Origin of the sequence: Parafrankia soli (genome assembly GCF_001854695.1) — a bacterium.
GTDB classification, from domain to species: Bacteria; Actinomycetota; Actinomycetes; order Frankiales; family Frankiaceae; genus Parafrankia; species Parafrankia soli.
Map to the genome: position 1 here is coordinate 1 of NZ_MAXA01000113.1, position 22,293 is coordinate 22,293.

Here is a 22,293-nt window from a genome sequence, read left to right on the forward strand (position 1 = left end):
CCCGGCTCGGCCGCGCCGCCCGGCTCGGCCGCGCCGCCCGGCCCGGCCGCGCCGCCCGGCTCGGCCGCGCCGCCCGGCCCGGCTGGTCCGCCGAGGAAGGGGAGCGCGCGGCGTAGCGCCAGCGCGCCGCGGACGAGCACCCTGGTCGACATCGGGTCCACGGACTGGGCGGACGCGGTCAGCGTCGCCCAGTCGGGCGGTTGCGGGAGCCACGGCTCGGCTGCCCCGGCGCTGAACCCGTACGGAGGCGCGTCGCCGGACCACGGCAGCGGCACCCGTGCGCCGTCCCGGCCGGGCGAGGTGTGGCCGGACCGTTCCCAGACCGGGTCCTGGCGGGCCTCGGGCGGGACGTCGACCTGCGGCAGGCCGAGCTCGTCGCCCTGGTACAGGTAGACCGTGCCGGGCAGCGCCAGCAGCGTCAGCAGCGCCGCCCGGGCCCGGCGCAGGCCGGTCTCACCGCCGCCGTAGCGGCTGACCGGACGGACGACGTCGTGGTTGGCCAGCACCCAGGTCGGCGGCGCGCAGACGGCGGCTGTCGCGGCCCGGGCGGCATCGATCGCCGCCCGCCACGCCGGGGCGGAGAACGGCGCGTACAGCAGCGAGAACGTGAAGGTCAGGTGCAGCTCGTCGGGACGGACGTACCGGGCGAGGCGCCCCGGGTCGGCGACCCAGGTCTCGCCGACGAGCACCCGCTGTCGGCCGTCGCGCCGGTCGTGGGCGTCGACGATCGCCCGCCACTCGCGGTAGATCTCGTGGACGCCGTCCTGATCCCAAGCGTGCGGCTCGATCTCCTCCCGGAAGCCGGTCTCCGGCGTGGGGAGCGCGTCGGTCGGATGGTCGCGCAGCTCGCCGTCCTTGACCAGGCCGTGCGAGACGTCGATCCGGAAGCCGTCGACCCCCCGGTCGAGCCAGAATCGGATGATCTCGGCGTGCGCCGCCCGCACCCGCGGATGCTGCCAGTTCCAGTCCGGCTGCTCCGGGGCGAACAGGTGCAGGTACCACTGGCCGTCCGGAACCCTCGTCCAGGCGGGGCCACCGAACACCGAGATCCAGTTGTTCGGGGGGAGCGCACCGTCCGGGCCGCGCCCGTCCCGGAAAAGGTAGAGGTCCCGCTCCGGCGCGCCCGGCCCGGCCGCGAGCGCCGCCTGGAAGGCGGGGTGCGCGCTGCTGGAGTGGTTCGGGACCAGGTCGACGACGACCTTCAGGCCGGCCTCGTGGGCGTCGCGCAGCAGCGCGTCGACGTCCGAGAGAGTGCCGAACAAGGGGTCGACGTCGGTGTGGTCGGCCACGTCGTAGCCGTGATCGGCCATGGGGGAGCGGTAGAAGGGGCTGACCCAGATCCCGTCGACGCCCAGGTCGGCGAGGTCGGGCAGGCGCCGGCGGATGCCCTCGATGTCGCCRACCCCGTCGCCGTCGGCGTCGGCGAAGCTGCGGACGTAGACCTCGTACATCACGGCGTCGTGCCACCACGTGGAGTAATCGGTCTCCTCGGTTCCCGCTGGTGGCGCGGCCGGGCYGGAGCGGCCGCCGGGCTGCCCGGGTTCGCCCGCACGGTATGTGACAACGGGATCCATGCCAGCATCAAACCCTCTCTGCGGGCATGAAGTAAACGGGATGCTCTGGTTACGGAAAGTGTCCGTCGAGCGGCTCGGCGGGCGCGATGTCCGACTCTCGAACTACACTTCCGCGAGTGGATGACGTCACTGTCCGTTATGGTGCGCTTCCTGGGGGTAGATGTGTCCCGGTGGCTAAACGTCCCCTCGGTGCCGCGGCCGATCCGGTCGAGGCGTCCGGACGGGCGGCATCCGGACCGGCGACGTCCGGGCGGGCGACGTCCGGATGGGAGAGTCGAGGCCCGGTGATCGACACGGAGTCCCGCTCGGCGGGCTGGGCCGCCACGACGGCCACGGTTGGCCGCGCCATCGTCCGCGAGCTGTCGAGTACCCGGCGCCGGCGCCGCGCGCACGTCACCGAGGAGGCGACGCTCGAGCAGCTGTCGTTCCTCGCCGACGCGAGCCTGGTCCTGAGCAGCTCGCTCGACCCGCAGCGGATCATCGACATGATCGCATCCCTGGTTGTGCCCCGGATGGGCGACGCGGCCGTGGTCTGGCTTCGCGGCGACGGGGACAGCATTCGGATCGCCGGGTCGCGCTTTCTCGACCCGAAGACGGCGGACTTCGTCCGGGCCATCGTCCAGATCCACCCGCCGACAGCCACCGAGGACATCCCGCCGGGCGTCGTCGTCCGGACCGGCCAGTCGTACTACGTGCCCCGCTACACCGAGGACGTCGTCCGCCGGCTGTTCCCCGGCGAGGCCGCTGAGCGGTTCGGGGAGATCCAGGCAGGAGCCGCGATCACCGTGCCGATGTACGCCCGGGGGAGGGTGTTCGGCGCGCTGACGGTCGGCCGGCGCGAATCCGTCGAGTACACCGCGCTCGACATCCGCCTCATCGAGGAGCTGGCCCGGCGCGGCGGCACCGCGCTCGACAACGCGCAGCTCTTCCGGGATGTCGAGGAGTCCGCGCTGACACTGCAGCGCTCGATGCTTCCCGCGCACCCGCCGGCCCTGGACGGCATGGAGATCGCGATGGAGTACCGGCCCGGCACGGCCGGTACGGAGGTCGGCGGGGACCTCTACGACGTCATCCCGCTGCCCGGCGGGCGGGTCGGCGTGGCGATCGGTGACGTGATGGGCCGTGGCCTGCACGCGGCCGCGGTGATGGGCCAGCTGCGGGCCGCACTGCGGGCGTACGCGCTGGAGGACTGGGGGCCCGCCGAGCTGCTGGCCCGGCTCGACCGGGTTGTCGACTCGCTGCCCGGCCTGCAGATGGCCACCTCCATGTACGCGGTGTACGACCCCTACTCCGGCCGGATGACGATCGCGAGCGCGGGCCATCCGCCGCCGCTGTTGCTGCTGCCCGACGAGGAGCCGGACTACCTCGTGCTCGAGCCCGGGCTCCCGCTCGGGACGGGTGAGCAGGGCACCTTCTCCGAGCTGACCGTCTCGCTCCCGTCCGGCTCGGCGTTCGTGATGTTCACCGACGGCCTGGTGGAGTCCCGGCGCCGGCCGCTCGCGGACGGCCTGGAGCACCTGAGGTCGGGCCTGGGCGAGCAGATTGCCCGTCCGCGCGCCGTTCGGGCGTTCGCGCCGCCTTCGGATGATCCGTCTGTGGACGCGGCGCCTGCCACGGGTGATCCGTCTGTGGGCGCGGCGCCTGCCGCGGGTGATCCGCCCGCAGCCGCCGTGGCGCTGGCGGCCTCCGCGCCGGCCGCCGCGGCTGGCGGAGCCATGGTCACGCCGGAGCGGCGGATCAGGGAGCGGCGGTCGGGCCGGGACCGCCGCGGGGGCTACCGCAGGACGCGGGCGAGCGGTGACCGCCGCCGCACCGGCGGTGGCTTCGCGGCCCGCAGCTGGTCCGGCCCGGACGCGGTGAGCGGCAGCGGATCGGGCCCGAGCGAGGAGAGCGCCCGGACCCTGCTCGAGCGCTGCCTGCTGGCCGCGGATCTCCCGCCGCGCACGGACGACGACATAGCGCTGCTCACGCTGGTCACCCGGCAGCTGCGCCCGCCGCTGCTCCAGCTCGCGCTGCCCGCCGTCGCCGCATCGGCCGGACAGGCCCGCACGGCCGTCCGGCGCTCGCTGCTCGACGCCGGGATCGGATCACTCGACGACGCGATCCTGTTGGTCAGCGAGGTGGTCACCAACGCGGTGCTGCACGCGCGCAGCGATCTCGTGCTGCGGGCCACCCTGGAACCCGGGCGGCTGCGGGTGAGCGTCGAGGACAGGGAGGGCACCGCCCTGCCCCGGCCCGGCGGCAACTCCCCGGACGATCCGGAGGCCGAGCACGGCTGGGGCCTGCTCCTCGTCGAGGCGCTCGCGCAGGCCTGGGGAGTCGAGACGACACCGGACGGCAAGCGCGTCTGGTTCGAGATGGAGATCCCCGACGAGGCCGACCACACCTGAGACCACACTTGAGGACGAGGCGGTGTGCCGGTCGGTGGCCGGTCACCGGCCGGCCGGCGTGGTCGGCTCGATCGAAGTCGACTCCGTCGGGGCTGTCACAGCCGGCGCGGCCGCGGCCGGGGCGGATTCGGCCCGGCGGACGATAGTGCGCAGCATCCCGCCGAAGACCACGGCGTGGAACGGGCTGACGGCCCGCCAGTAGAGGTGGCCCGGCAGCCCGCGCGGCAGGAACAGCGCCCGCTGCCGGTAGACCGTCCCGCCGTCGGGGCCGCCTGGCTCGACGCGCAGTTCGAGCCAGGCGTGGCCGGGCAGCCTCATCTCGGCGCGCAGGCGCAGCAGCCGTCCGGGGACCAGCTCCTCGACCCGCCACAGGCCCCCCGCCGGCGCGGCCACGGCCTTCGACCGCTCGTCGGTGTAGAGCGAGCTCCCGGCCCAGGCCGGATCGGTCGGGACGGGCTCGCCTGGCGGAGCGCCGCCGGCCAGGATTCCGTTGGACGGGGCGTTGTCCGGCGAGCCGCCGTCGGCCGCGGTCCGGACGTCCGCCGCGACCGGGCGGTGCCCGCGGCGGCCGGCCCGGTCGGCGGAGAGGTACGCGGCGACCTCGGGGAACGGCGCGGCGAGCGGGCTGCCCGGCCAGACCGCAGTCGACCACCGGGTCTCCACCGTCCGGTCGCGCACCCGCGCCAGCGCGTAGGCGACCGCGGTCTCGAACGGCAGCAGCCCCTCGGGCGGGTCCGGCACCCACCGCGCGATGTCGTGCTCGCCGACGACGACCTCCGTCCGCAGCGAGCGGACCAGCGGCCGCGCGATCGCCCGGGGGACCGGCGTCACCACCCCGACCCACAGCGACGACAGGCCGGGGGAGAGCACCGGCACGCGGATGATCACTCGGCGACGCAGGCCCTCGACCGCCGCGAAACGCTGCATCATGTCGGCGTAGGTCAGGACGTCCGGCCCGCCGATGTCGAACGAGCGGTTGATCTCGGCCGGCAGCTGGAGACATCCGATGAGGTAGTGCAGGACGTCCCGGACGGCGATCGGCTGGATGCGGGTCCGCACCCAGCGTGGGGTGAGCATCACCGGCAGCCGCTCGGTGAGGTGGCGCAGCATCTCGAACGACGCGCTGCCGCTGCCGATGATGATCGCGGCGCGCAGCACGACCGTGGGCACCCCGGAGTCGAGCAGGATCCGCGCGACCTCCTGCCGGGACGCCAGGTGCGCCGACATGCCGATGCCGGTGGCCGGGCTCAGCCCACCCAGGTAGATGATCCGCCGGACGCCGGCGGCCCGCGCCGCCCGCGCGAACGCCGCGGCCGCCCGGCGGTCGACGGCCGAGAAGTCGCCGCCGGTGTCGATCGAGTGGATCAGGTAGTAGGCGACGTCGACATCCTCCATCGCCGCGTGCAGCGACTCCGGGTCGAGGGCGTCGGCACGGACCACCTCGATGTCGGGATGCCGGGCCCAGCCGACGTCGGACAGCCGCGCCGGATCACGGGTCATGCAGCGGACGTGATGGCCCTGGCCGAGCAGGCGGGGTGCCAGCCGACCACCGATATACCCGGTCGCACCGGTGACGAGTATGCGCACCCCGGGTACCTGCCCCGGCCTGGCGGCGGGTACCGCCCGCAGACCGGGTGGGACGGGTCAGGCGCTCGCGGCCTCGGAGACGTCCCCCACCGTGCTCAGGTACCGCGACCACCGCGGGTCCATGCGACGGGACCCCAGAATGCGCCAGGCGGCTCCGCTCGGCGCTCTGGGCGCCGTGCGAAGCCGCCAACCGAGGTCCGCGACGGCCCGGTCGGCTTTGACATGGTTGCAGCGGCCGCAGGCCGCCACGACGTTCTCCCATACGTGTGGCCCGCCGCGAGAGCGGGGGATCACGTGATCCAGTGATGTCGCCGGGGCGTTGCAGTACACGCACCGGTGATGGTCGCGTGCCAGTACACCCTTGCGGGTGAGTGGAATCTGTGAACGGTAGGGTACGCGCACGAACCGTGCCAACCGCACGACGATCGGAACCTCGACTGCGGCCGTCGTCGAACGCAGCACCTGGCCGGCGGATTCGACCATCACGGCCTTGTCGGTCAGAACGAGCACCAGTGCTCTTCTTTGTGACACCACGCACAGAGGCTCGTACGTGGCATTGAGAACCAGCGCCTCTGCCACGCGCCGACCTCCTGCCCACCCGAGGGTCCTCGCGGACCGTCCTACCCAGCGTCTCCGGTGACAATGGACAGTCAACCTTCTTCGGCGGCAGAACGCGAGCCTGTTTGCATGGTCATCCGTCCCGGCAAAGCGTCGATGTGCATATCCGGCGTGGTTTGTGACGAACAACAACCTCATTCGACCGTGTGTCGTGACCGAAAAATTACACTGTGTGACTGACTGGCGGGCCGTGTCCGTGTGTGGCCGACACGGGGGTGCCCGCCGTCCGGGTCCGCCGATGGGCAAGACTGTCAAGGTCGACTCGGCGCTGCGCCAGCTCGCTGCGCGGGCTACGGAGCGCCGCCGGGGGATGGGTGCCGGCGGCCTTGCCGCGGCCCGGCCGGGGGGCTTCCAGACGCACACGGCGCCCGATCGGCGTCGATCCGACTGAGAGACCTGCTTACGGAGGATGGCCGGCGTTGTGTCCATCTCACGTGTCCCGTTTGGTGCTGTCCCGTTCGGTGGCGTGCCCGCCGAACCAGTCGCGGCCGGGCTGCCCCCGGCGGTCATGGGCGCGGAGCCGTCCCTGCTGGCTCAGCCCGTGATCCCGATGCTCGGCGCGATCCTGTCGCCCACCGCCGCACCGACGACCGCGGCGACGGTCTCGCCCAGCCCCATACCCTCGGTGTCGATCTCGCCCGGTCCGACGACGGATCCGCTCGTCTCGATCGAGGGCGTCGCGAACGCGCTGCGGGACGCCTGCGGCACGGACCCCGGCCTCATGTGCCGCACCGTGTACGACGTCACGGGTAGTAACTATCTTGCGTCCGGCGCCGAGGTGTTCCTCGGCACGCCGATCAAGATTCTGCTGATTCTGCTGTTCGCGATGGTGATCCGGACGCTGCTGCACCGGTTCATCCGGCGGACCACCGAACGGGCCGCCTCGGGGCGCAGTACCGGCATGCTGCGCGGGCTGCGGTCGAACACCTTGCTGGGCGCATTCGGTGATCCGACCGTTCTGCTCGAGCGGCGGCGCCAGCGCGCCGGAACGGTCGGATCGCTGCTGCGCAGCGTGACGTCAATCTTTGTGTTCGGGCTGGCTTTCCTCACGATCCTCGGCGAGCTCGGCCTGAATCTAGCCCCGATCGTGGCCAGCGCCGGAGTGCTCGGCATCGCCGTCGGTTTCGGTGCGCAGAACCTCGTGCGCGACTTCCTGTCGGGCATGTTCATGCTGCTGGAGGACCAGTACGGCGTCGGCGACGTGATCGATGTCGGCCCGGTCTCGGGCACCGTCGAGGCGGTGAGCCTGCGGATGACCCGAATGCGCGACGTCGAGGGGACGGTCTGGTACGTCCGCAACGGCGAGATAACCCGGGTCGGGAACAAGAGTCAACAGTGGGCCCGCACGGTTCTCGACGTCCCGCTCGACTACGACACCGAGGTCGCCGCCGCGAAACGGGTGCTCGTCCGGACGGCCGACAAGCTGTGGAAGGACGAGGCCTGGTCCGGCCTGATCCTCGCCGAGCCGGAGGTCTGGGGCATGGAGACCATGACCGCGGACGGCTACACGCTGCGGATCGCCATCAAGACCCAGCCGCTCAAGCAGTGGGACGTCGCCCGCGAGCTGCGGGAGCGGGTCCGGGCGTCGMTCGGCCGGGCCGGGATCGAGCTCGGCACCGTCCAGCGCAGCGAGGTCGTGGTCGTCGACGACGATGACGACGACAAGCCCGCCGAGGAGGAGGAGGAGACGCCGGGCGGCACCGGCGGCTCGCCGGGCCAGGGCGCGAACGACGTGCCGACACCCAGGATCGATCCGCCCGCGCCGGCCCCTTCCAGGCACAGCGCCTGAAGCGGGGCTGAGGATCGGACAAGGTCTTGCTGAGATGCGCGTCCGGAGCATGGAACTGTCGGGCGAGCGGGGCAGACTGGAGCCGTGCGAGTACTGGTGGTGGACGACGACGCGGCCGTCCGCGAGTCGCTGGAGCGGTCGCTGAGGTTCGAGGGCTACGAGGTGCGCACGGCGCCCGACGGGGTCGCCGCGCTGGAGGTGGTGGCGCGCGACCAGCCGGACATCGTCGTGCTCGACGTGATGATGCCGAGGATGGACGGCCTGGAGACCTGCCGCCGTCTGCGGGCGCGCGGTGACGACGTCCCCGTCCTCATGCTGACTGCCCGTGACGGGCTGGCCGACCGGGTCAGCGGCCTCGACGTGGGCGCCGACGACTACCTGGTGAAGCCCTTCGCGTTGGAGGAGCTGTTCGCCCGGCTGCGGGCGCTGATCCGGCGGTCCACCCTCGTGACACGGGCCAGCGTGGGCCACGGCCCCGCGCAGGGCGCCGAGCCGGGCCAGGGCGTCCCCCCCGCGCTGTCGTACGCGGGGGTGGCGCTCGACCCGGCGAGCCGCCAGGTCCTGCGGGAGGGCCGGGAGCTGACGCTGACCAAGACCGAGTTCGAGCTGCTCGAGCTGTTCCTGACCCATCCGCGCCAGGTCCTCTCCCGATCGATGATCATGGAGAAAGTCTGGGGCTACGACTTCGGACCCTCCTCGAACTCCCTGGAGGTGTTCGTGAGCTACCTGCGGCGCAAGCTCGAGGCCGGCGGGGAGCCACGGCTGCTGCACACGGTGCGCGGGGTGGGTTACGTCCTGCGTGAACCCGCCGCCGACCGGGTGTGAGCCCGCTGCCGCTGTCAGGGCCGACGATGCCGACGAAACCGGCCAGGTCGAAGAGGCCGGCAAGGCCGGCAAGGCCGACAACGCCGACGAGGTCGGTGTGACCGGGCCGGAGCAGCCGGCGGACACGCTGGTCGAGGGCCGGCGGGTGGGGGGTCCGTCGTCCCGGCCGGCGGCGTCGCGCTGGCCCAGCCGGCTCCCGCGGCTGACGCTGCGGGCCCGGATGGCGCTGCTCGCCGGGGTGGCCGTAGCCGCCGCGGTCGCCGTCGTGGTCAGCGTCGCCCTCGGCGTCACCCGGATCGTGCTGAACCAGGCGATCGACGACCAGCTCCTGGAACAGGCCAAGGCGTCGGCCGGCAACCTGCAGGCGAGCCAGATCAGCGTCCGGGCCCTGAACTTCGGCATGGAGCTGCAGTTCCTCGACGGCGACGGAGTGCCCCTGGAGAGCGCCTTCCCGTCGCTGGAGACCTTCGCTATCCCCGTCGACGCGGCCGACGCCGAGGTCGCGCGGGGCCTGCGTGGCAAGAACCTGCGCACCGTCACGGTCGAGGGCCAGCGGTACCGGGTGGCCACCGTCCCGCTGCGCTATCCGCCGCCACTCACCGGCACCGGGGCCCTGCAGCTGGCCCGGTCCACCTCCGACGTGGATCGCACGCTGCGCGATCTCGGGCTGGTGCTGTTCATCGTCGGGCTGGTCGGCGTGGTCGGCTCGGTGATCGCCGGCCGCCTCGTCGCCCGCGCCTCGCTGAAACCGGTGGACGCCGCGGCGGCCGCGGCGGAGGAGGTGGCACGTACCCAGGACCTCTCCGCCCTGATCCCGGTCACCGGCTCGGACGAGATCGCCCGGCTGGCTACCAGCCTCAACAGCATGCTGCGGGCGCTGGAGGCATCCCGGCTGCGGCAGCGCCAGCTCGTCGACGACGCCGCCCACGAGCTGCGCACGCCGCTGACCAGCCTGCGCACCAACATCGAGCTCCTGATGCGGGCGGAGACGACTCCGAACCGGGCGCTGCCCGCGGCGGACCGCGACGCGCTGCTGCGCGACGTCGACGCCCAGATGCGCGAGTTGACCGCGCTGGTCAACGAGCTGATCGAGCTGGCCCGCGACGAGGTGCCCACGGAGGAGATCGAGCGGCTCGACCTCGCCCAGGTCGTGCGGGCCGCCGCGGACCGGGCCCGGCGCCGGGCGAACACCAAGGGCATCCGGATCGAGGTGAGCGTCGAGCCGTCCCTGGTGGACGGGCGGCCGAGCCTGCTGGAGCGGGCGGTGACCAACCTGCTGGACAACGCGGTGAAGTTCAGCCCGCCGTCCTCGACCGTGCGGGTGGTCAGCCGGGCCGGCGAGGTCACCGTCGCCGACGAGGGCCCGGGCATCGCGCCGGCCGACCGGGCCCGCGTCTTCGAGCGCTTCTACCGGGCCACGGCGGCGCGCAGCCTGCCCGGCTCCGGCCTCGGCCTGGCGATCGTCGCGGACGCCGCGGCGATGCACGGCGGGACGGCCGAGGCCGCCGAGTCGCCGTCCGGCGGCGCGCTGCTGCGGATGACATTGCCCTGCGTGGCGGCCTGGGAGCGGGGGGTTCCCTGGGACGGCGACGATCCCGTCGGGTACGGCGGGTTCGTCTCCGACGGCGGGACCGCCGGCGCGAACGGCTCCCTTTCGGCAGGCGGCCCTCCTCCGAGGGGCGGCCCTCTGCCCATGGGCGGCTTCGCTCCGGCGGGCGGAGCCGCGCCCGTGGGCGTCTCCCCGACGCGCTCCGGGCCCGCGGCTGCGGCTGCGGACGCGGACGCGGACTCGCCGTGGCGGCGGCCGGCCGGCGGCTCCGCGGCGGCCGCCGAAGCGGAGCAGGCGGTGGCCGAGAGAGCGGAGAAGGCAGAACAGACGGCAGAGCGGGCGGCTGGGCGGAAGGCGGGCGGGGCAGGCGCGGGCGGTCCGGCCACGGCGCCCGGCGTTGGCGCGGAGCGGCCCGGGGGGCGTCCGACGGTCCGCCCGGGGCAGCGGGCAGGATCAGGTCCGTGACATCCGCGACCGAGCGCCCCGACCAGCCCGCCGCGCCCCCCGCTGCTACCGCGGCGCCTACCGCTGCGGCGCCGTCCACCGCCGCATCGTCCACCGCCGGGCCGTCAGCCGGCGGCGCGGTCGGAGCCGGTGGGCAGCCGGGTCCGGCGTCTGTCTGGTCCGGGCTCGGTGACCTCGCGGCCCTCGCCGCCGAGTTCGGAGTGGCCACGTCCTACGACGGGCAGGACGGCACGCCGGTCACGGTGCAGCCGACGGCCGTCCGGGCGGTGCTGGGCCTGCTCGGCGTCGACCCGTCGGACCCGGCCGTCGCGCTCGCCGGGGCACGCGAGGCGCGTCGGCGGCGCCCGCTGCCCCCGTGCGCGGTCGTCCGGGCGCAGGCCCCCGCGCCGGTCGCCGTGCATGTGCCGGATGCCGCCGCGGACGCCGTCACCGCCGAGGCCGTGCTGGCCGGAGGGGAGAGCGTGCCGCTGTCGGTCGGGCTGCGCGGCACCGTCGGGGAGGTCGACGGCCGTGCCGTCCGCGCCGGCACGGTGGACCTGCCGTCCGGCCTGCCGCTCGGGGATCACCGCCTGCGGCTGAGCTTCGGCGGGAGCACCGCCGAGTGCCCGCTGATCGTCGTCCCGGAGCGCGTGCCCGACTTCGCGGCCGCCCCGAGCCCGGCCGAGGCCACCGGGCGGGCCTGGGGCTGGATGATCCAGCTGTACGCGCTCACCTCCGCGGGATCGTGGGGGATGGGCGACTACGCCGACCTCGCCACCCTCGCCGAGTGGTCCGCGCGTGACGGCGCCGACGTTCTGCTGGTGAACCCGCTGCACGCGGTGGCGCCGACCTTTCCGGTCGAGCCGTCGCCGTACTCGCCGGCGAGCCGCCGCTTCGTCTCACCGCTCTACCTGCGGCCCGAGCTGACCCCGGAGTACCGGCACGCCTCCGAGACGGTGCGGGCGGAGGTCGACCGGCTGGCGGGAGTCGCCCGCCGGGAGGGGACCAGGGACGGCCTGATCGACCGGGACGCGGTGTGGCGGGCCAAGCTCGCCGCCGTCGAGCTGCTGTTCACCTCGTCCGGCGGCGGGACGGGCGACGGGCCGGCCGGTGGGCAGGAGGCCGACGGCGCGCTGCGCGACTTCGCGCTCTGGTGCGCGCTCGCCGAGCGGCACGGCCGGGACTGGCGCACCTGGCCGGAGGACCTGCGCGATCCCGCCGGGCCGGCGGTCGACGCCGCGCGCGCCGGGCTGGCGGATGACTCCGCGCGCGCCGAACTAGCGGAACGCGTCGCGTTCCACGTCTGGCTGCAGCGGCGGTGCGACGACCAGCTCGGCGCGGCGCAGGCCGCGGCCAGGGCGGCCGGGATGCGGGTCGGCGTCGTTCACGATCTGGCCGTCGGGGTCGATCCGGGCGGCGCGGACGCCTGGGCGATGCGCGGCGTGCTGGCCACCGGTGCCTCCGTCGGCGCCCCGCCGGACGGCTTCAACCAGCAGGGCCAGGACTGGGGCCTACCGCCGTGGCGGCCCGACGTCCTCGCGGAGAGCGGGTATGCCCCGTTCCGGGCGATGGTCGCCGCGGTGCTGTCCCGGGGCGGCGGGCTACGGGTGGATCACATTCTCGGGCTGTTCCGCCTGTGGTGGGTCCCGGACGGTGCCGGTGCTGCCGGCGGCACCTTCGTCCGCTACGACGCCGAGGCGCTGCTGGGGCTGCTCGCCCTCGAGGCGCACCGGGCCGGCGCCCTGGTCGTCGGTGAGGATCTCGGCACCGTCGAACCGTCGGTGGCCGAGGCGCTCGACGGCGCTGGGATCTTCGGCTCCTCGGTGCTGTGGTTCGAGCAGGCGGCGGACGGCTCCCCGCTCCCGCCGGGCGAGTACCGGGCCCGGACCATGGCCAGCGTGACCACGCACGACCTGCCGACCGCCGCCGGCTTCCTCGAGGGCGAGCACGTGCGCGTGCGTGCGCGGCTCGGCCTGCTCGCCCGCACCGACGAGCAGGAACGCGCCGCCTGGCTCGCCGAACGCGCCGGACTGCTGCGGCTGCTCGCCGACGAGGGCCTGGTGAGCCCGCCGGCGGGGGTCGTGGCGGCGGAGGAGGATCGCCTCGATCCGGAGCTGCGTGCGGCGGCCGCGCTCGGCCTGCACGTCCTGCTTGCCCGGTCACGCGCGCGGATCGTGCTGGTCGCCCCCGGCGACGCGTTCGGCGACGTCCGCCAGCCGAACCTGCCCGGGACGGTCGACAGCTATCCGAACTGGCGGCTACCGGTCGTCGACGATGCCGGGGAACGCGTCACCGTCGAACGGCTGATCACCGATCCCCGGTCGCGTCGGATGGTCGAGGCACTCGGGGCGATCACCGCCGATCGGGCGGGAGCCACCACCACCCGGCGCCCCTGAAGCGCTGTGGCACGCGTCGCCGGGACGCAACCGTGCTCGTCGGCGGTGTGGGCGAGCTAGCTCGCACCCCTGGGCACGGACCGTGCCGGCCGTTCCCGGTACCCTTCCGGACGTGATTCCACGTCGTCCGCGCCGTACGTCTCGGCGGTCCGCCGCGGCCGGCGATCTGCCCCCGACCTCCAGGTCGGGTCGGCGGGTCGCCGCGCGCCGCGTTCTGACCGTCGCTGCGTTGTCCCTGTTCACGGTGCCCTTCCTCGCGGTGTCGGCCTCCGCGCAGGATGTGGGGACTCCCTACGACCCCGACCCGCTGTCGGCTGTCCATGCCTGGGCGCTCTACGGTGGAACGGTCATCGGCGGCTTCCTGCTGGCGTTCCTCCTCACCGCGGTGACGAGCCGACTGAGCCGCCCGTCGCGCTACCGTCCGGGCCAGCCTTGGGAGCACGACGAGATCTGGATCGGCGCGAAGCCGGAGGACATCGAGGCGAAGCGTTCGCGGGCCGCCGTACCGGGTGCGGGTGGTGCCAGTGGCACCTGGTGAGGCATTCACCCACGAGCAGACCGAGCGGATCGAACGTGCTCGGCAGTCCGCGCAGACCCAGACCGGCATCCGCTTCGCTGTCCGCGTCGGTGCGCTGGACGGCGATCTGAAGCTTGCCGCCGAGCGGCTGCTGGGCGGCCTGGCCGATCCCCGCAACGACGAGGCGGTGCTCGTCGCCGTCTCCCCGGGGCAGCGGTTCGTCCGCGTTGTGACCACGCCGGCCGCGAAGAAGCGCATCAGCGACTCGGCCGCCGGTCTGGCGGCCCTGGCCATGACGTCCAGCTTCGCTCTCGGTGACCTGGTGGGCGGTGTGATCACCGGGCTGCGTCAGCTCTCCGACGCCGCCGGCGCGCCCGCCGCGCCGACCGGGTCCCGCCGCTGATCTCGACGGTTCCCGCCGCTGACACCGGCCGCCGCGCCGGGCGCAGAGAGCCCGGCGCGGCGGACCGTCAGCCCGCGACCGGCCCCGCGGTGTCCTTCGCCCGCGCGGCGAGTGCCCGCACGAGCCCGTCCCGGCCCTCCATCAGTGCCCGGCGCAGCGCGGGCACCGGGTCCCGCTCCGCCAGGTAGGCGTCGGTCAGATCCACCGTCGACTGCTCGATGACCCCGGACGGGAACAACATCTGGGTGATCGTCTGAGCGGTGTCGAACGAGCGGGTCTCCCAGATCCCACCGATCTCGGCGAAGAACCGGTCGACGTACGGCCGGGTCAGCTCGAGCTGGTCGGAGATCCAGAAACCGTTCATCGTGGCGACCGCCAGGTGGTTCGACAGGGCGTCCGAGTCCATGACCGCCGACCAGGCGTCCGCCTTGGCCTGCGCCGTCGGGCGGGCGCTGCGCGCGGTGGCGGCGCGCTTCTCCCCGGTGGCGGTGTTGTCCCGGGCGAGCTCCGCGTCGATCTCGGCGTCGCCGTAGACCCCGCGCGCGACGAGCTGGATGAGCAGGGTCCAGCGCAGCTCGGTGTCCAGGGCGAGCCCCTGCACCACGTCGGTGCCCTCGAAGATCGCCTTGACCCGGGCGATCTGCCCGGGCTCCTCGGTCTGGGCGAAGGCGGTCGCGAAGACGAGTTGCAGGTCGCCGCCGGGCTCGGCGGAGCGCATGAGCTCCTCGGCCCGGGTGGTCAGCTCGCGCAGCGCCGCCGGGCGGTTCGCCGGGTCGCCGTAGCTGTCGACGGTGAGCGCCGCCTTGGCGACCAGCGACTGCACCACGCCGATGTCGTCCTCGGCGTCGATGCCGGACAGCACGAGCCGGACGTAGTCGCGGGCCGCGAGCTCCGCGTCGCGGGTCATGTCCCAGGCCGCCGCCCAGCACAGCGTGCGCGGCAGCGAGGCCGAGATCGTCCCGATCGAGTCGATCAGGGTCCGCAGCGACCGCTCGTCCAGACGGACCTTGGCGTAGGTGAGGTCGTCGTCGTTGAGCACGATCAGGTCGGGCTGGCGGACCCCGACGAGCTTCGCGACCTCGGTGATCTCCCCGACGACGTCCAGCTCGACCCGCTCGCGGCGGACGAGCGCGCCCGTGGTGTCCCGGTCGTAGAGGCCGATCGCGATCCGGTGCGGGCGCAGCGTCCGCGACGCGGTCGCGGGGGCGCTCGCCGGCTCCTGGACGACGTCGAACGAGGTGAACAGGCCCGACGAGTCGGTGAGGAACCGCGGCCGCAGCGTGTTCGCCCCGGTGGTCTCCAGCCAGTCGGCCGACCACGGGCTCAGATCCCGCCCGCTGGCCTTCTCCAGCTCGACGAGCAGGTCCTTCAGCGAGGTGTTGCCGTACTCGTACTTGCGGAAGTAGCTGCGCAGGCCGGCGAGGAACTCCTCCTGGCCCACCCACGCGACGAGCTGCTTGAGGACGGAGGCGCCCTTGGCGTAGGTGATGCCGTCGAAGTTCGTGCGCACCGCGTCCATGTCGGGGGCGTCGGCGACGATCGGGTGCGTCGAGGAGAGCTGGTCCTGGCGGTACGCCCAGCCCTTCTCCGCGTTGGCGAAGGTCGTCCAGCCGTTGGTGAAGCGGGTGGACGTCACCTGCGCCAGCACGGACATGTAGGTGGCGAAGGACTCGTTGAGCCACAGGTCGTCCCACCAGCGCATGGTCACGAGGTCGCCGAACCACATGTGCRCCATCTCGTGCAGGATCGTCTCGGCCCGCCGCTCGCGGCGCGCCTCGGTGACCTTCGCCCGGAAGACGTACTCCTCGAGGAAGGTGACGCAGCCGGCGTTCTCCATCGCGCCCGCGTTGAACTCCGGCACGAACAGCTGGTCGTACTTCCCGAACGGGTACCGGTAGTCGAAGACCCGGTGGTAGAAGTCGAAACCCTGTTTGGTGATCTCCAGGATCTCGCCCGGGTCGAGGAACTCGGCGAGCGAGCGGCGGCAGTACACCCCGAGGTCGATGCCGTCGTGGTGGTCGCGCACCTCGTGGTACGGCCCGGCGACCAGCGCGGTGATGTAGGTCGACATCACCGGGGTCGGGGCGAAGGCGGTCCGCGTCGCGCCGTCGGGAGCGGCCGTGGTGCCGGTGACCACGCTGTTGGAGATGATCCGCCAGTCGGCGGGCGCCGTCACCGCGAGGGTGAAGGCGGCCTTGAGATCCGGCTGGTCGAAGCAGGTGTACATGCGGTGCGCGTCGTACGTCTCGAACTGCGTGTAGAGGTACACGGCGCTGTCGACGGGGTCGACGAAGCGGTGCAGGCCCTCGCCGGTACGGGAGTAGGCGCACTCGGCCACGACCCGGAGCTCGTTCGTCGCGGCCAGGTCGGGCAGAGCGATCCGCCCGCCGTCGAAGACCACCGCCGGGTCCAGCGACCGGCCGTTGAGGACGACCTCGCGCACCGCCGGGGCGGCCAGCTCGACGAAGGTCGACGCGCCGGGCTCGGCGCAGGTGAACGACGCGGTGGTGCTGGACAGGAAGGTCTCGTCGCCGACCGTGAGGTCGAGCTCGACGTCGTAGGACGAGACGGCCAGCAGGCGGGCGCGCTCGCGCGCCTCGTCGCGGGTGAGGTTGTGAGGCACCCGGATCCTTTCGCAGAAACGTCGCGGAGTCGGCGAGGACGCGCGGCCACTGGGCATGCGGCCCACTGGGCCGGCGAACCACTGGACGTGCGCGCCGCGTCGCGGTCGCACGCGGCCATGACGTTGACCTCGGTGACCAGTCTCCCACGCCCGGACGCGGGGCCGGCGACGTCCGGACCGCACGCCGACCCGCCCGCTTCCGGCCCGGCGGGGCCCGCCGGGCCCGTCCTGTCCTGGCACCTCCGGCCTGGTCCGGCCACGGGATCGCGTTGTTCGGACGTGTGCTGAGTGCGTTGTTCTCACCCTTGGTGGAAGCTTGCGCCGACCATCGGGTTGGATGTCCCGAAGGACGGAACCTTCAGACACCGGACGTAGGGGGTAGCGGTGCGGCGGGTGGCGGGACTGGGCCGGGTCCCGGTTCGGCGTGGCCCGAGGAGGGCGGCCGCGGACGCCGCGGCCGACTCCGGGGCCACCGGCTCCGCCACACCAGGCTCGGCGGGCCCGGCGGGCCCGGCGGGCCCGGCCACACCAGGCTCCGCGGGTTCCGCCGGGGGCCCGGGTCCCGACGGCCGGCCCGCCCCGGCCGGCCCGCGCCAGCGCATCCCACGCCGGCTGCGCCTCGCCCGCTCGGGGGCCGGTGCCGGCCCGCCCGAGCAGGAGCCACGCCGGGCCGGTCCGGCCGGAGCGGCCGGAGCGGGCAGCGCCGCCGCTGGCGCCACGCAGGGCTCGACGGCGCGCCGTGCCGAGCAGCACGTGCCGGTGTCCCTCCGCGTCGCCTCCGCGTGGTCCTGGCGTCTACTCATCATCGGGACGGCCGTCTACGTGCTGGCCATGATCGTGGGACGGGTGCGGATCGTCGTGATCCCGGTCATCGCCGGCCTGCTCATCGCGGCTCTCATCCACCCGATCGCGCACCGGTTCCAGCGGATGGGCGTGCCCAGGCTCGGCGCGGCGTTCGCGGCCCTGCTGATCTTCCTGTTGCTCGTCGTCGGGGCCGGTGTCGCGGTGGGCTTCAACGCCGCCAACGAGATCCCCGCGGTGGCCGACCAGGTCAGCGAGGGCGTGGACCAGGTCCGGGACTACCTGACGGACGGCCCGTTCCACCTTTCCCAGGGCCAGATCGACAACCTGGTCGACGACATCCGCAGCAGCCTCACGAGCAACCGCGGCCGGGTGGTCTCCGGCGTGCTGTCGACGGCGTCGGTCGCCGCGGAGGTGCTGACCAGCATTCTGGTCGCACTGTTCTCGACCTTCTTCTTCCTCTACGACGGCGAGCGGATCTGGAGCTGGATCGTCACCCGGTTCCCCAGCGGGGCCGAGGACCGGGTCCGCGGCGCGGGTCGGGAGGCCTGGCTCACCCTCACCGGTTACATCCGGGGCACGGTGTTCGTCGCCGCGGTGGACGCGGTCGGCATCACGATCGGGTTGGTCGCCGTCGGCGCCCCGCTCGTCGCGCCGCTGGCGCTGCTGACGTTCTTCGGCGGCTTCATCCCGATCGTCGGCGCGACCGTCGCCGGCATCGCCGCCGTGCTGGTCGCGCTCGTGTCGAACGGCGTGCCCGACGCGCTGATCATCCTGGGCGTCGTGATCGCGGTGCAGCAGGTCGAGGGCCACCTGCTGCAGCCGTTGGTGATGCGTCGGGCGGTCCGGCTGCATCCGCTGGCCATCGTCATCGCGCTGTCCGCGGGTGGCGTGCTCGCCGGGATCCCGGGGGYGATCGCGGCGGTGCCCTTCGTCGCGGTGGTCAACCGGGTGGCGACATACCTGGCCTCGGCCGGGAAGGATCCGCAGCCCGCGGATGGTTGACGTGGGAACGAGGCCCGATGGCCCTTCCGGGCCATCGGGCCGGACCCCGTCCTGTTCCGTGCGCCACCTTTGGAGCTGCCATGTCAGCCGACGTCGCCGTCTCGGTAGATCCTGTCGCCGACGGGCCCGCCGCACCCGCCGACCGGGCCGGATCCGTGGATGCCGCCGGCACCGCGGTGGGCAATGTCGAGGCACTGCCCACCCCCGAGCCGGCGGTCGTCGACGCGGACTTCTGGTTCGACCCGCTGTGCCCCTGGGCGTGGCTGACCTCGCGCTGGATGCTGGAGGTCGAGAAGGTCCGCCCGGTCCGGACCCGGTGGCACGTCATGAGCCTGGCGGTCCTCAACGACGGCCGGGACATGCCCGAGCAGTACCAGGAGCTGATGAAGCAGGCGTGGGGGCCGGTGCGCATCTGCATCGCCGCCGCCGCGACCGCGGGGGAGGAGATCCTCCTCCCGCTCTACACGGCGCTGGGCCGTCGCCGTCACCTGGAGAAGGCCGAGCTGACGGAGGAGACCTTCGTCGCCGCGCTGGAGGAGGTGGGCCTCGACCCGGCGCTGGCGGCGGCCGCGCACTCCACGGAGTGGGACGAGCGGCTGCGGGCCAGCCACTCCGACGGCATCGGCCGGGTCGGCATGGACGTCGGGACGCCCGTCATCGCGATCGGGGACAACGCGTTCTTCGGCCCGGTGATCACTCCGACCCCGCGCGGCGAGGCCGCCGGTCGGTTGTGGGACGGCGTCCTCCTGGTCTCGGAGACACCTGGCTTCTACGAGCTCAAGCGCAGCCGCGAGCAGGGTCCGATCTTCGACTGATCCGCGAGGGGTTGGTCACCCCCGCGCGGCGGTGCGCGGTGACCGGGCATGATGGCGCATCATGCGCGTCCATCTGGGTTCTGATCACGCCGGGTTCCACCTGAAGAAGGCTCTCGTCGCGCGCCTCGCGGAGCTCGGCCACGCCCCCGTCGACCACGGGCCTGTCGAGTACGACCCCGACGACGACTACCCGCCGTTCGTCATGGCCGCCGCGGCCGCCGCCGCGGCGGAGCCCGACAGCCTGGGGATCGTGATCGGCGGCTCGGGGAACGGCGAGGTCATCGCCGCCAACAAGGTTGACGGGGTGCGTGCGGCCCTGGTCTGGAGCGAACAGACGGCGACCCTCGCCCGCCAGCACAACGACGCCAACGTGATCAGCGTGGGCGCCCGCATGCACTCGCTGCCCGAGGCGGTGGAGCTGGTCGAGATCTTCCTCGCGACGCCGTTCAGCGGAGAGCAGCGTCACCTCCGCCGACTGCGGATGATCTCCGCCTACGAGCGTTCCGGGGAGATCCCCGAGCCGTCCCCCTCCTCGCCGGCGTCCTGAGCGCCGTTCGGCCCGCGGCGGGCCCCACCGGCCCGCCGCGGCCGTCCGGCGCGCCCTCGGCCCGCTGACGGGTCCGACGGGTTCGCTGACGGGCCTGACGGGCCTGACGGGCTCGACGGGCCGGGGCTGTCGGCGGAGCGCGTGGCGGCGCGGCCTGCCGCCGGATCCGTGGCGCCGCCGGGCCCCGCCGGCGCGGGGTGGGCGTGGCGCAGCACGACCGCCTGCTCCGCCCAGGCCAGGTCCGCCTCGGTGGGGCGGGAGACGTCCCGCGCGCGCATCGCGGCGCTGAGGCTCAGCCGGGAGCGCCCGGCGCCCACCAGGCCGCGCAGCATCGCGTCGGCGCGGTGTTGGTCGTCACGTGGCATGCCGCCTCCCGTCAGGTCCGCGCGCGGTGGCCGGCGGCCGCGGTACGTCGGGCGCGTGCGGGCCGCCGGAAAGGCCTCGAACCGTATGGTGCCCGCGTGCGTGCGCGGATGCGCGGATCCCCGCGCCGTACGGCCGGCGGAACGCACGATGGTGGTATTCCGCGGACGTAGTGACCACCCGCATCTCCGGTGCCGGCGCCCCGTGGCCAGGGGGCTGTTCCCATTGGGAAATCTCCTGGTGGCCCCATGTTCGCGGGGTGGTCGAGAACCGGGTCGTACCGGGCCCCGGGGCGGCGGGTGGCCCCGTCGCGGGGTGCCGCCGGGGCCACCCGCCGGACATCCCCGCCGCGGTTCGTGCGACCGTCGACACCGACGTCGCCGTCAGGTCCCGAAGTTTCGTGCTGTTTCCGGGTCCAGGTACACATGTGACGATCCGGGGCTTCTCGGGAGGTAGATGTGAACGATGAGTAGCACCTTGGTGCCGTTGCGTACAATGTTCCCGGTGTTGCCGCTGACCATGAAGAACCCCGTCTGCCCAGCGGCGTCGATCTTCAGGCCATTCCGTATGCTGAGCGCCGATCTGCGGCGATCGTTGCGCGGGTATGGCCGGTAAGCGAGCGGATCTGTCGCCCTCTGGCGTACAGACGTCGCTAAGACGGGAGGAAGTTGACAGAGCATGCAACTCCCCCGAAACTCGGCGATTCAGACTGGTCGCCACGGACAGACTCCATCCGGTGAGGGTCCGGTCATCGCTCCTGTCGTCACAGCCGAGGGGTGAGTAATGGACCTTGTGCCCGTGAGCGTGGTCATTCCCGCTTACAACGAGGCACTTCGTCTTCCGGCGTCCCTGCCGCGGCTGCTGGCTGTCGTGGGCAAGATCCCCAGGGCTGAGGTGATCGTCGTCGACGACGGCAGCACCGATGGCACCGCCGGGGTCGCCGAGGACCTGCTCGAGGGCTTTCCGAACCACCGTGTGGTACGCCTGCCGTGGAACTGCGGAAAGGGCACCGCGGTAAGGGCGGGCGTGTCGGCCGCGCATGGCCGGTCGATCGTCTTCATGGACGCCGACGGGGCCTCCGACGTGAACGACCTGCCGTTGCTGCTCGCCGCGCTCGAGCACGCCGAGGTGGCGCTGGGTTCGCGGCGAATCGGCGACGGAGCCACCCGGACAAGCGGCCGCAGGGCCGGTAGCTGGGCTTTCAACCAGATTACGCGTTCACTCGCGGCGCTGGATGTCGCTGACACGCAGTGTGGCTTCAAGGCGTTTCGGCACGCGGAAGCCAAGATTCTTTTCAGTCTCGCGCGCTCCACCGGCTTCGGATTCGACGTCGAGGTGCTCTCGATCGCGCGCTCGGTGGGCTATCGCATCGCCGAGGTACCCGTGCGCTGGGAGGAGACGCCCGGCGGCACCTTCCGGATTACCCGGCACACCCCCGCGATGCTCGTCGACGTCGTCCGGGCCCGCCGCTATCTCAGCCGGGTCGGGCTCCCGCCGGTCAGCCGTCGCCAGCGGCTGGGCGAGCTCGGCGTCGTGGACGCGTCCGAGCTGCTCGGCCGGCCGGCCACGCCGCGCGGTGCGGGGGAACCGCAGGGTGCCCCGCCCGGCCAGCTGCCAGTGCCCGCGACCCCCACCCGGCCCGGCACACCGGCCCGGCCGACGGCTCGTACCCGGCCCGGCACACCGGCCCGGCCGGTGCCTGTCGCCCGGCCCACGACCGCCGCCGCTCCCGCCCGGCCCACGGCCGTTCCCGCGCTGCCCGCGGCTGCTCCGGCCCGGCCCACGGCCCTTCCCGCGCTGCCCGCCGCCCCCGCGCGGCCCCCCGCGGTGCCCCGCCCCATGCCGCGTCCCGCTCCCGCGGTTCCAGCCGTGAGCGTGGCGCACGGGACCGGGCGGTTCACCCCGTCGCCCTCCCGCGGTGAGATCCCCGGTCCTGCGCCCGCACCGTGACCAGCGGAGCCTGCCCGGGCCCGGTCGCGCCGCCGCGGGAACCGGCCGCCGCCCGGGCGTCACCGGCTCCCATCGGCCGCACCGGTCCCCAGCCCTG

The 22,293-nt window shown here is 73.5% G+C and carries 17 protein-coding genes; 12 read left to right on the forward strand and 5 right to left on the reverse strand.

Features of this window, described 5'->3' with window-relative positions:
• Nucleotides 1–1,574: glycoside hydrolase family 13 protein (locus BBK14_RS10490; RefSeq protein WP_241831382.1), on the reverse strand; the 1,574-nt coding region annotated here is incomplete at its 3' end.
• A 170-nt stretch (nucleotides 1,575–1,744) separates the two neighbouring features.
• Here BBK14_RS10490 and BBK14_RS10495 point away from each other — a divergent pair.
• Nucleotides 1,745–3,964: an ATP-binding SpoIIE family protein phosphatase gene (locus BBK14_RS10495; protein ID WP_071061441.1), complete on the forward strand. Its 2,220-nt coding sequence runs from the start codon at nucleotides 1,745–1,747 to the stop codon at nucleotides 3,962–3,964.
• Between the two features lie 42 nt (nucleotides 3,965–4,006).
• On the opposite strand, the gene BBK14_RS10500 is transcribed toward BBK14_RS10495, so the two are convergent.
• Together BBK14_RS10500 and BBK14_RS10505 are read right to left on the reverse strand one after the other, a co-directional pair.
• On the reverse strand, nucleotides 4,007–5,551 hold the full coding sequence (locus BBK14_RS10500; protein ID WP_071061443.1) for a DUF2867 domain-containing protein: 1,545 nt from the start codon (nucleotides 5,549–5,551) through the stop codon (nucleotides 4,007–4,009).
• Nucleotides 5,552–5,608: 57 nt separating this feature from the next.
• Nucleotides 5,609–6,130: an HNH endonuclease gene (locus tag BBK14_RS10505; protein WP_020462780.1), complete on the reverse strand. Its 522-nt coding sequence runs from the start codon at nucleotides 6,128–6,130 to the stop codon at nucleotides 5,609–5,611.
• A 277-nt stretch (nucleotides 6,131–6,407) separates the two neighbouring features.
• Between BBK14_RS10505 and BBK14_RS38825 the strand changes: the two genes are divergently transcribed.
• From BBK14_RS38825 to BBK14_RS10535, 7 genes are all read left to right on the forward strand, one after another.
• Nucleotides 6,408–6,560, forward strand: coding sequence for a hypothetical protein (locus tag BBK14_RS38825; protein WP_198541232.1), 153 nt, complete (start codon nucleotides 6,408–6,410; stop codon nucleotides 6,558–6,560).
• 159 nt (nucleotides 6,561–6,719) lie between these two features.
• Complete coding sequence (locus BBK14_RS10510) at nucleotides 6,720–7,958, forward strand: mechanosensitive ion channel family protein (protein ID WP_116430044.1); 1,239 nt, start codon at nucleotides 6,720–6,722, stop codon at nucleotides 7,956–7,958.
• An 84-nt stretch (nucleotides 7,959–8,042) separates the two neighbouring features.
• Nucleotides 8,043–8,783, forward strand: a complete 741-nt coding sequence (locus BBK14_RS10515) for a response regulator transcription factor (protein ID WP_071061445.1) — start codon at nucleotides 8,043–8,045, stop codon at nucleotides 8,781–8,783.
• Nucleotides 8,758–10,797: a sensor histidine kinase gene (locus tag BBK14_RS10520; RefSeq protein WP_071061448.1), complete on the forward strand. Its 2,040-nt coding sequence runs from the start codon at nucleotides 8,758–8,760 to the stop codon at nucleotides 10,795–10,797. Before BBK14_RS10515 ends, BBK14_RS10520 begins: the two co-directional genes overlap by 26 nt.
• On the forward strand, nucleotides 10,794–13,172 hold the full coding sequence (locus tag BBK14_RS10525) for a 4-alpha-glucanotransferase (protein WP_071061451.1): 2,379 nt from the start codon (nucleotides 10,794–10,796) through the stop codon (nucleotides 13,170–13,172). Before BBK14_RS10520 ends, BBK14_RS10525 begins: the two co-directional genes overlap by 4 nt.
• Before the next feature lie 229 nt (nucleotides 13,173–13,401).
• A complete protein-coding gene (locus BBK14_RS10530; protein ID WP_235014288.1) occupies nucleotides 13,402–13,710 on the forward strand; it encodes a hypothetical protein in 309 nt (102 codons plus the stop codon).
• Complete coding sequence (locus tag BBK14_RS10535) at nucleotides 13,697–14,092, forward strand: DUF5130 family protein (RefSeq protein ID WP_071061750.1); 396 nt, start codon at nucleotides 13,697–13,699, stop codon at nucleotides 14,090–14,092. Before BBK14_RS10530 ends, BBK14_RS10535 begins: the two co-directional genes overlap by 14 nt.
• A gap of 67 nt (nucleotides 14,093–14,159) precedes the next feature.
• Here BBK14_RS10535 and pepN read toward each other — a convergent pair whose 3' ends face one another.
• Nucleotides 14,160–16,715, reverse strand: a complete 2,556-nt coding sequence (gene pepN, locus BBK14_RS10540) for an aminopeptidase N (RefSeq protein WP_071061455.1) — start codon at nucleotides 16,713–16,715, stop codon at nucleotides 14,160–14,162.
• Nucleotides 16,716–17,108: 393 nt separating this feature from the next.
• On the opposite strand from pepN, the gene BBK14_RS10545 reads away from it, so the two are divergent.
• From BBK14_RS10545 to BBK14_RS10555, 3 genes are all read left to right on the forward strand, one after another.
• Complete coding sequence (locus tag BBK14_RS10545; protein ID WP_071061752.1) at nucleotides 17,109–18,521, forward strand: AI-2E family transporter; 1,413 nt, start codon at nucleotides 17,109–17,111, stop codon at nucleotides 18,519–18,521.
• An 80-nt stretch (nucleotides 18,522–18,601) separates the two neighbouring features.
• A complete protein-coding gene (locus BBK14_RS10550; protein WP_083390851.1) occupies nucleotides 18,602–19,336 on the forward strand; it encodes a mycothiol-dependent nitroreductase Rv2466c family protein in 735 nt (244 codons plus the stop codon).
• A 61-nt stretch (nucleotides 19,337–19,397) separates the two neighbouring features.
• On the forward strand, nucleotides 19,398–19,883 hold the full coding sequence (locus tag BBK14_RS10555) for a ribose-5-phosphate isomerase (RefSeq protein ID WP_020462770.1): 486 nt from the start codon (nucleotides 19,398–19,400) through the stop codon (nucleotides 19,881–19,883).
• On the opposite strand, the gene BBK14_RS38830 is transcribed toward BBK14_RS10555, so the two are convergent.
• Nucleotides 19,829–20,248 carry a hypothetical protein gene (locus BBK14_RS38830; protein ID WP_198541233.1) on the reverse strand — a complete coding sequence of 140 codons (420 nt, stop codon included), beginning with the start codon at nucleotides 20,246–20,248 and terminating at the stop codon, nucleotides 19,829–19,831. The genes BBK14_RS10555 and BBK14_RS38830 overlap by 55 nt on opposite strands.
• A gap of 781 nt (nucleotides 20,249–21,029) precedes the next feature.
• On the opposite strand from BBK14_RS38830, the gene BBK14_RS10565 reads away from it, so the two are divergent.
• Nucleotides 21,030–22,196, forward strand: coding sequence for a dolichyl-phosphate beta-glucosyltransferase (locus BBK14_RS10565; protein WP_071061460.1), 1,167 nt, complete (start codon nucleotides 21,030–21,032; stop codon nucleotides 22,194–22,196).
• Nucleotides 22,197–22,293 lie beyond the last annotated feature (97 nt).

Coding starts and splice junctions, on each gene's coding strand:
- BBK14_RS10565 (WP_071061460.1), top strand. CDS start 21,030: ATGGACCTTGTGCCCGTGAGCGTGGTCATTCCCGCTTACAACGAGGCA.
- BBK14_RS38825 (WP_198541232.1), top strand. CDS start 6,408: ATGGGCAAGACTGTCAAGGTCGACTCGGCGCTGCGCCAGCTCGCTGCG.
- BBK14_RS10550 (WP_083390851.1), top strand. CDS start 18,602: ATGTCAGCCGACGTCGCCGTCTCGGTAGATCCTGTCGCCGACGGGCCC.
- BBK14_RS10555 (WP_020462770.1), top strand. CDS start 19,398: ATGCGCGTCCATCTGGGTTCTGATCACGCCGGGTTCCACCTGAAGAAG.
- BBK14_RS38830 (WP_198541233.1), bottom strand. CDS start 20,248: ATGCCACGTGACGACCAACACCGCGCCGACGCGATGCTGCGCGGCCTG.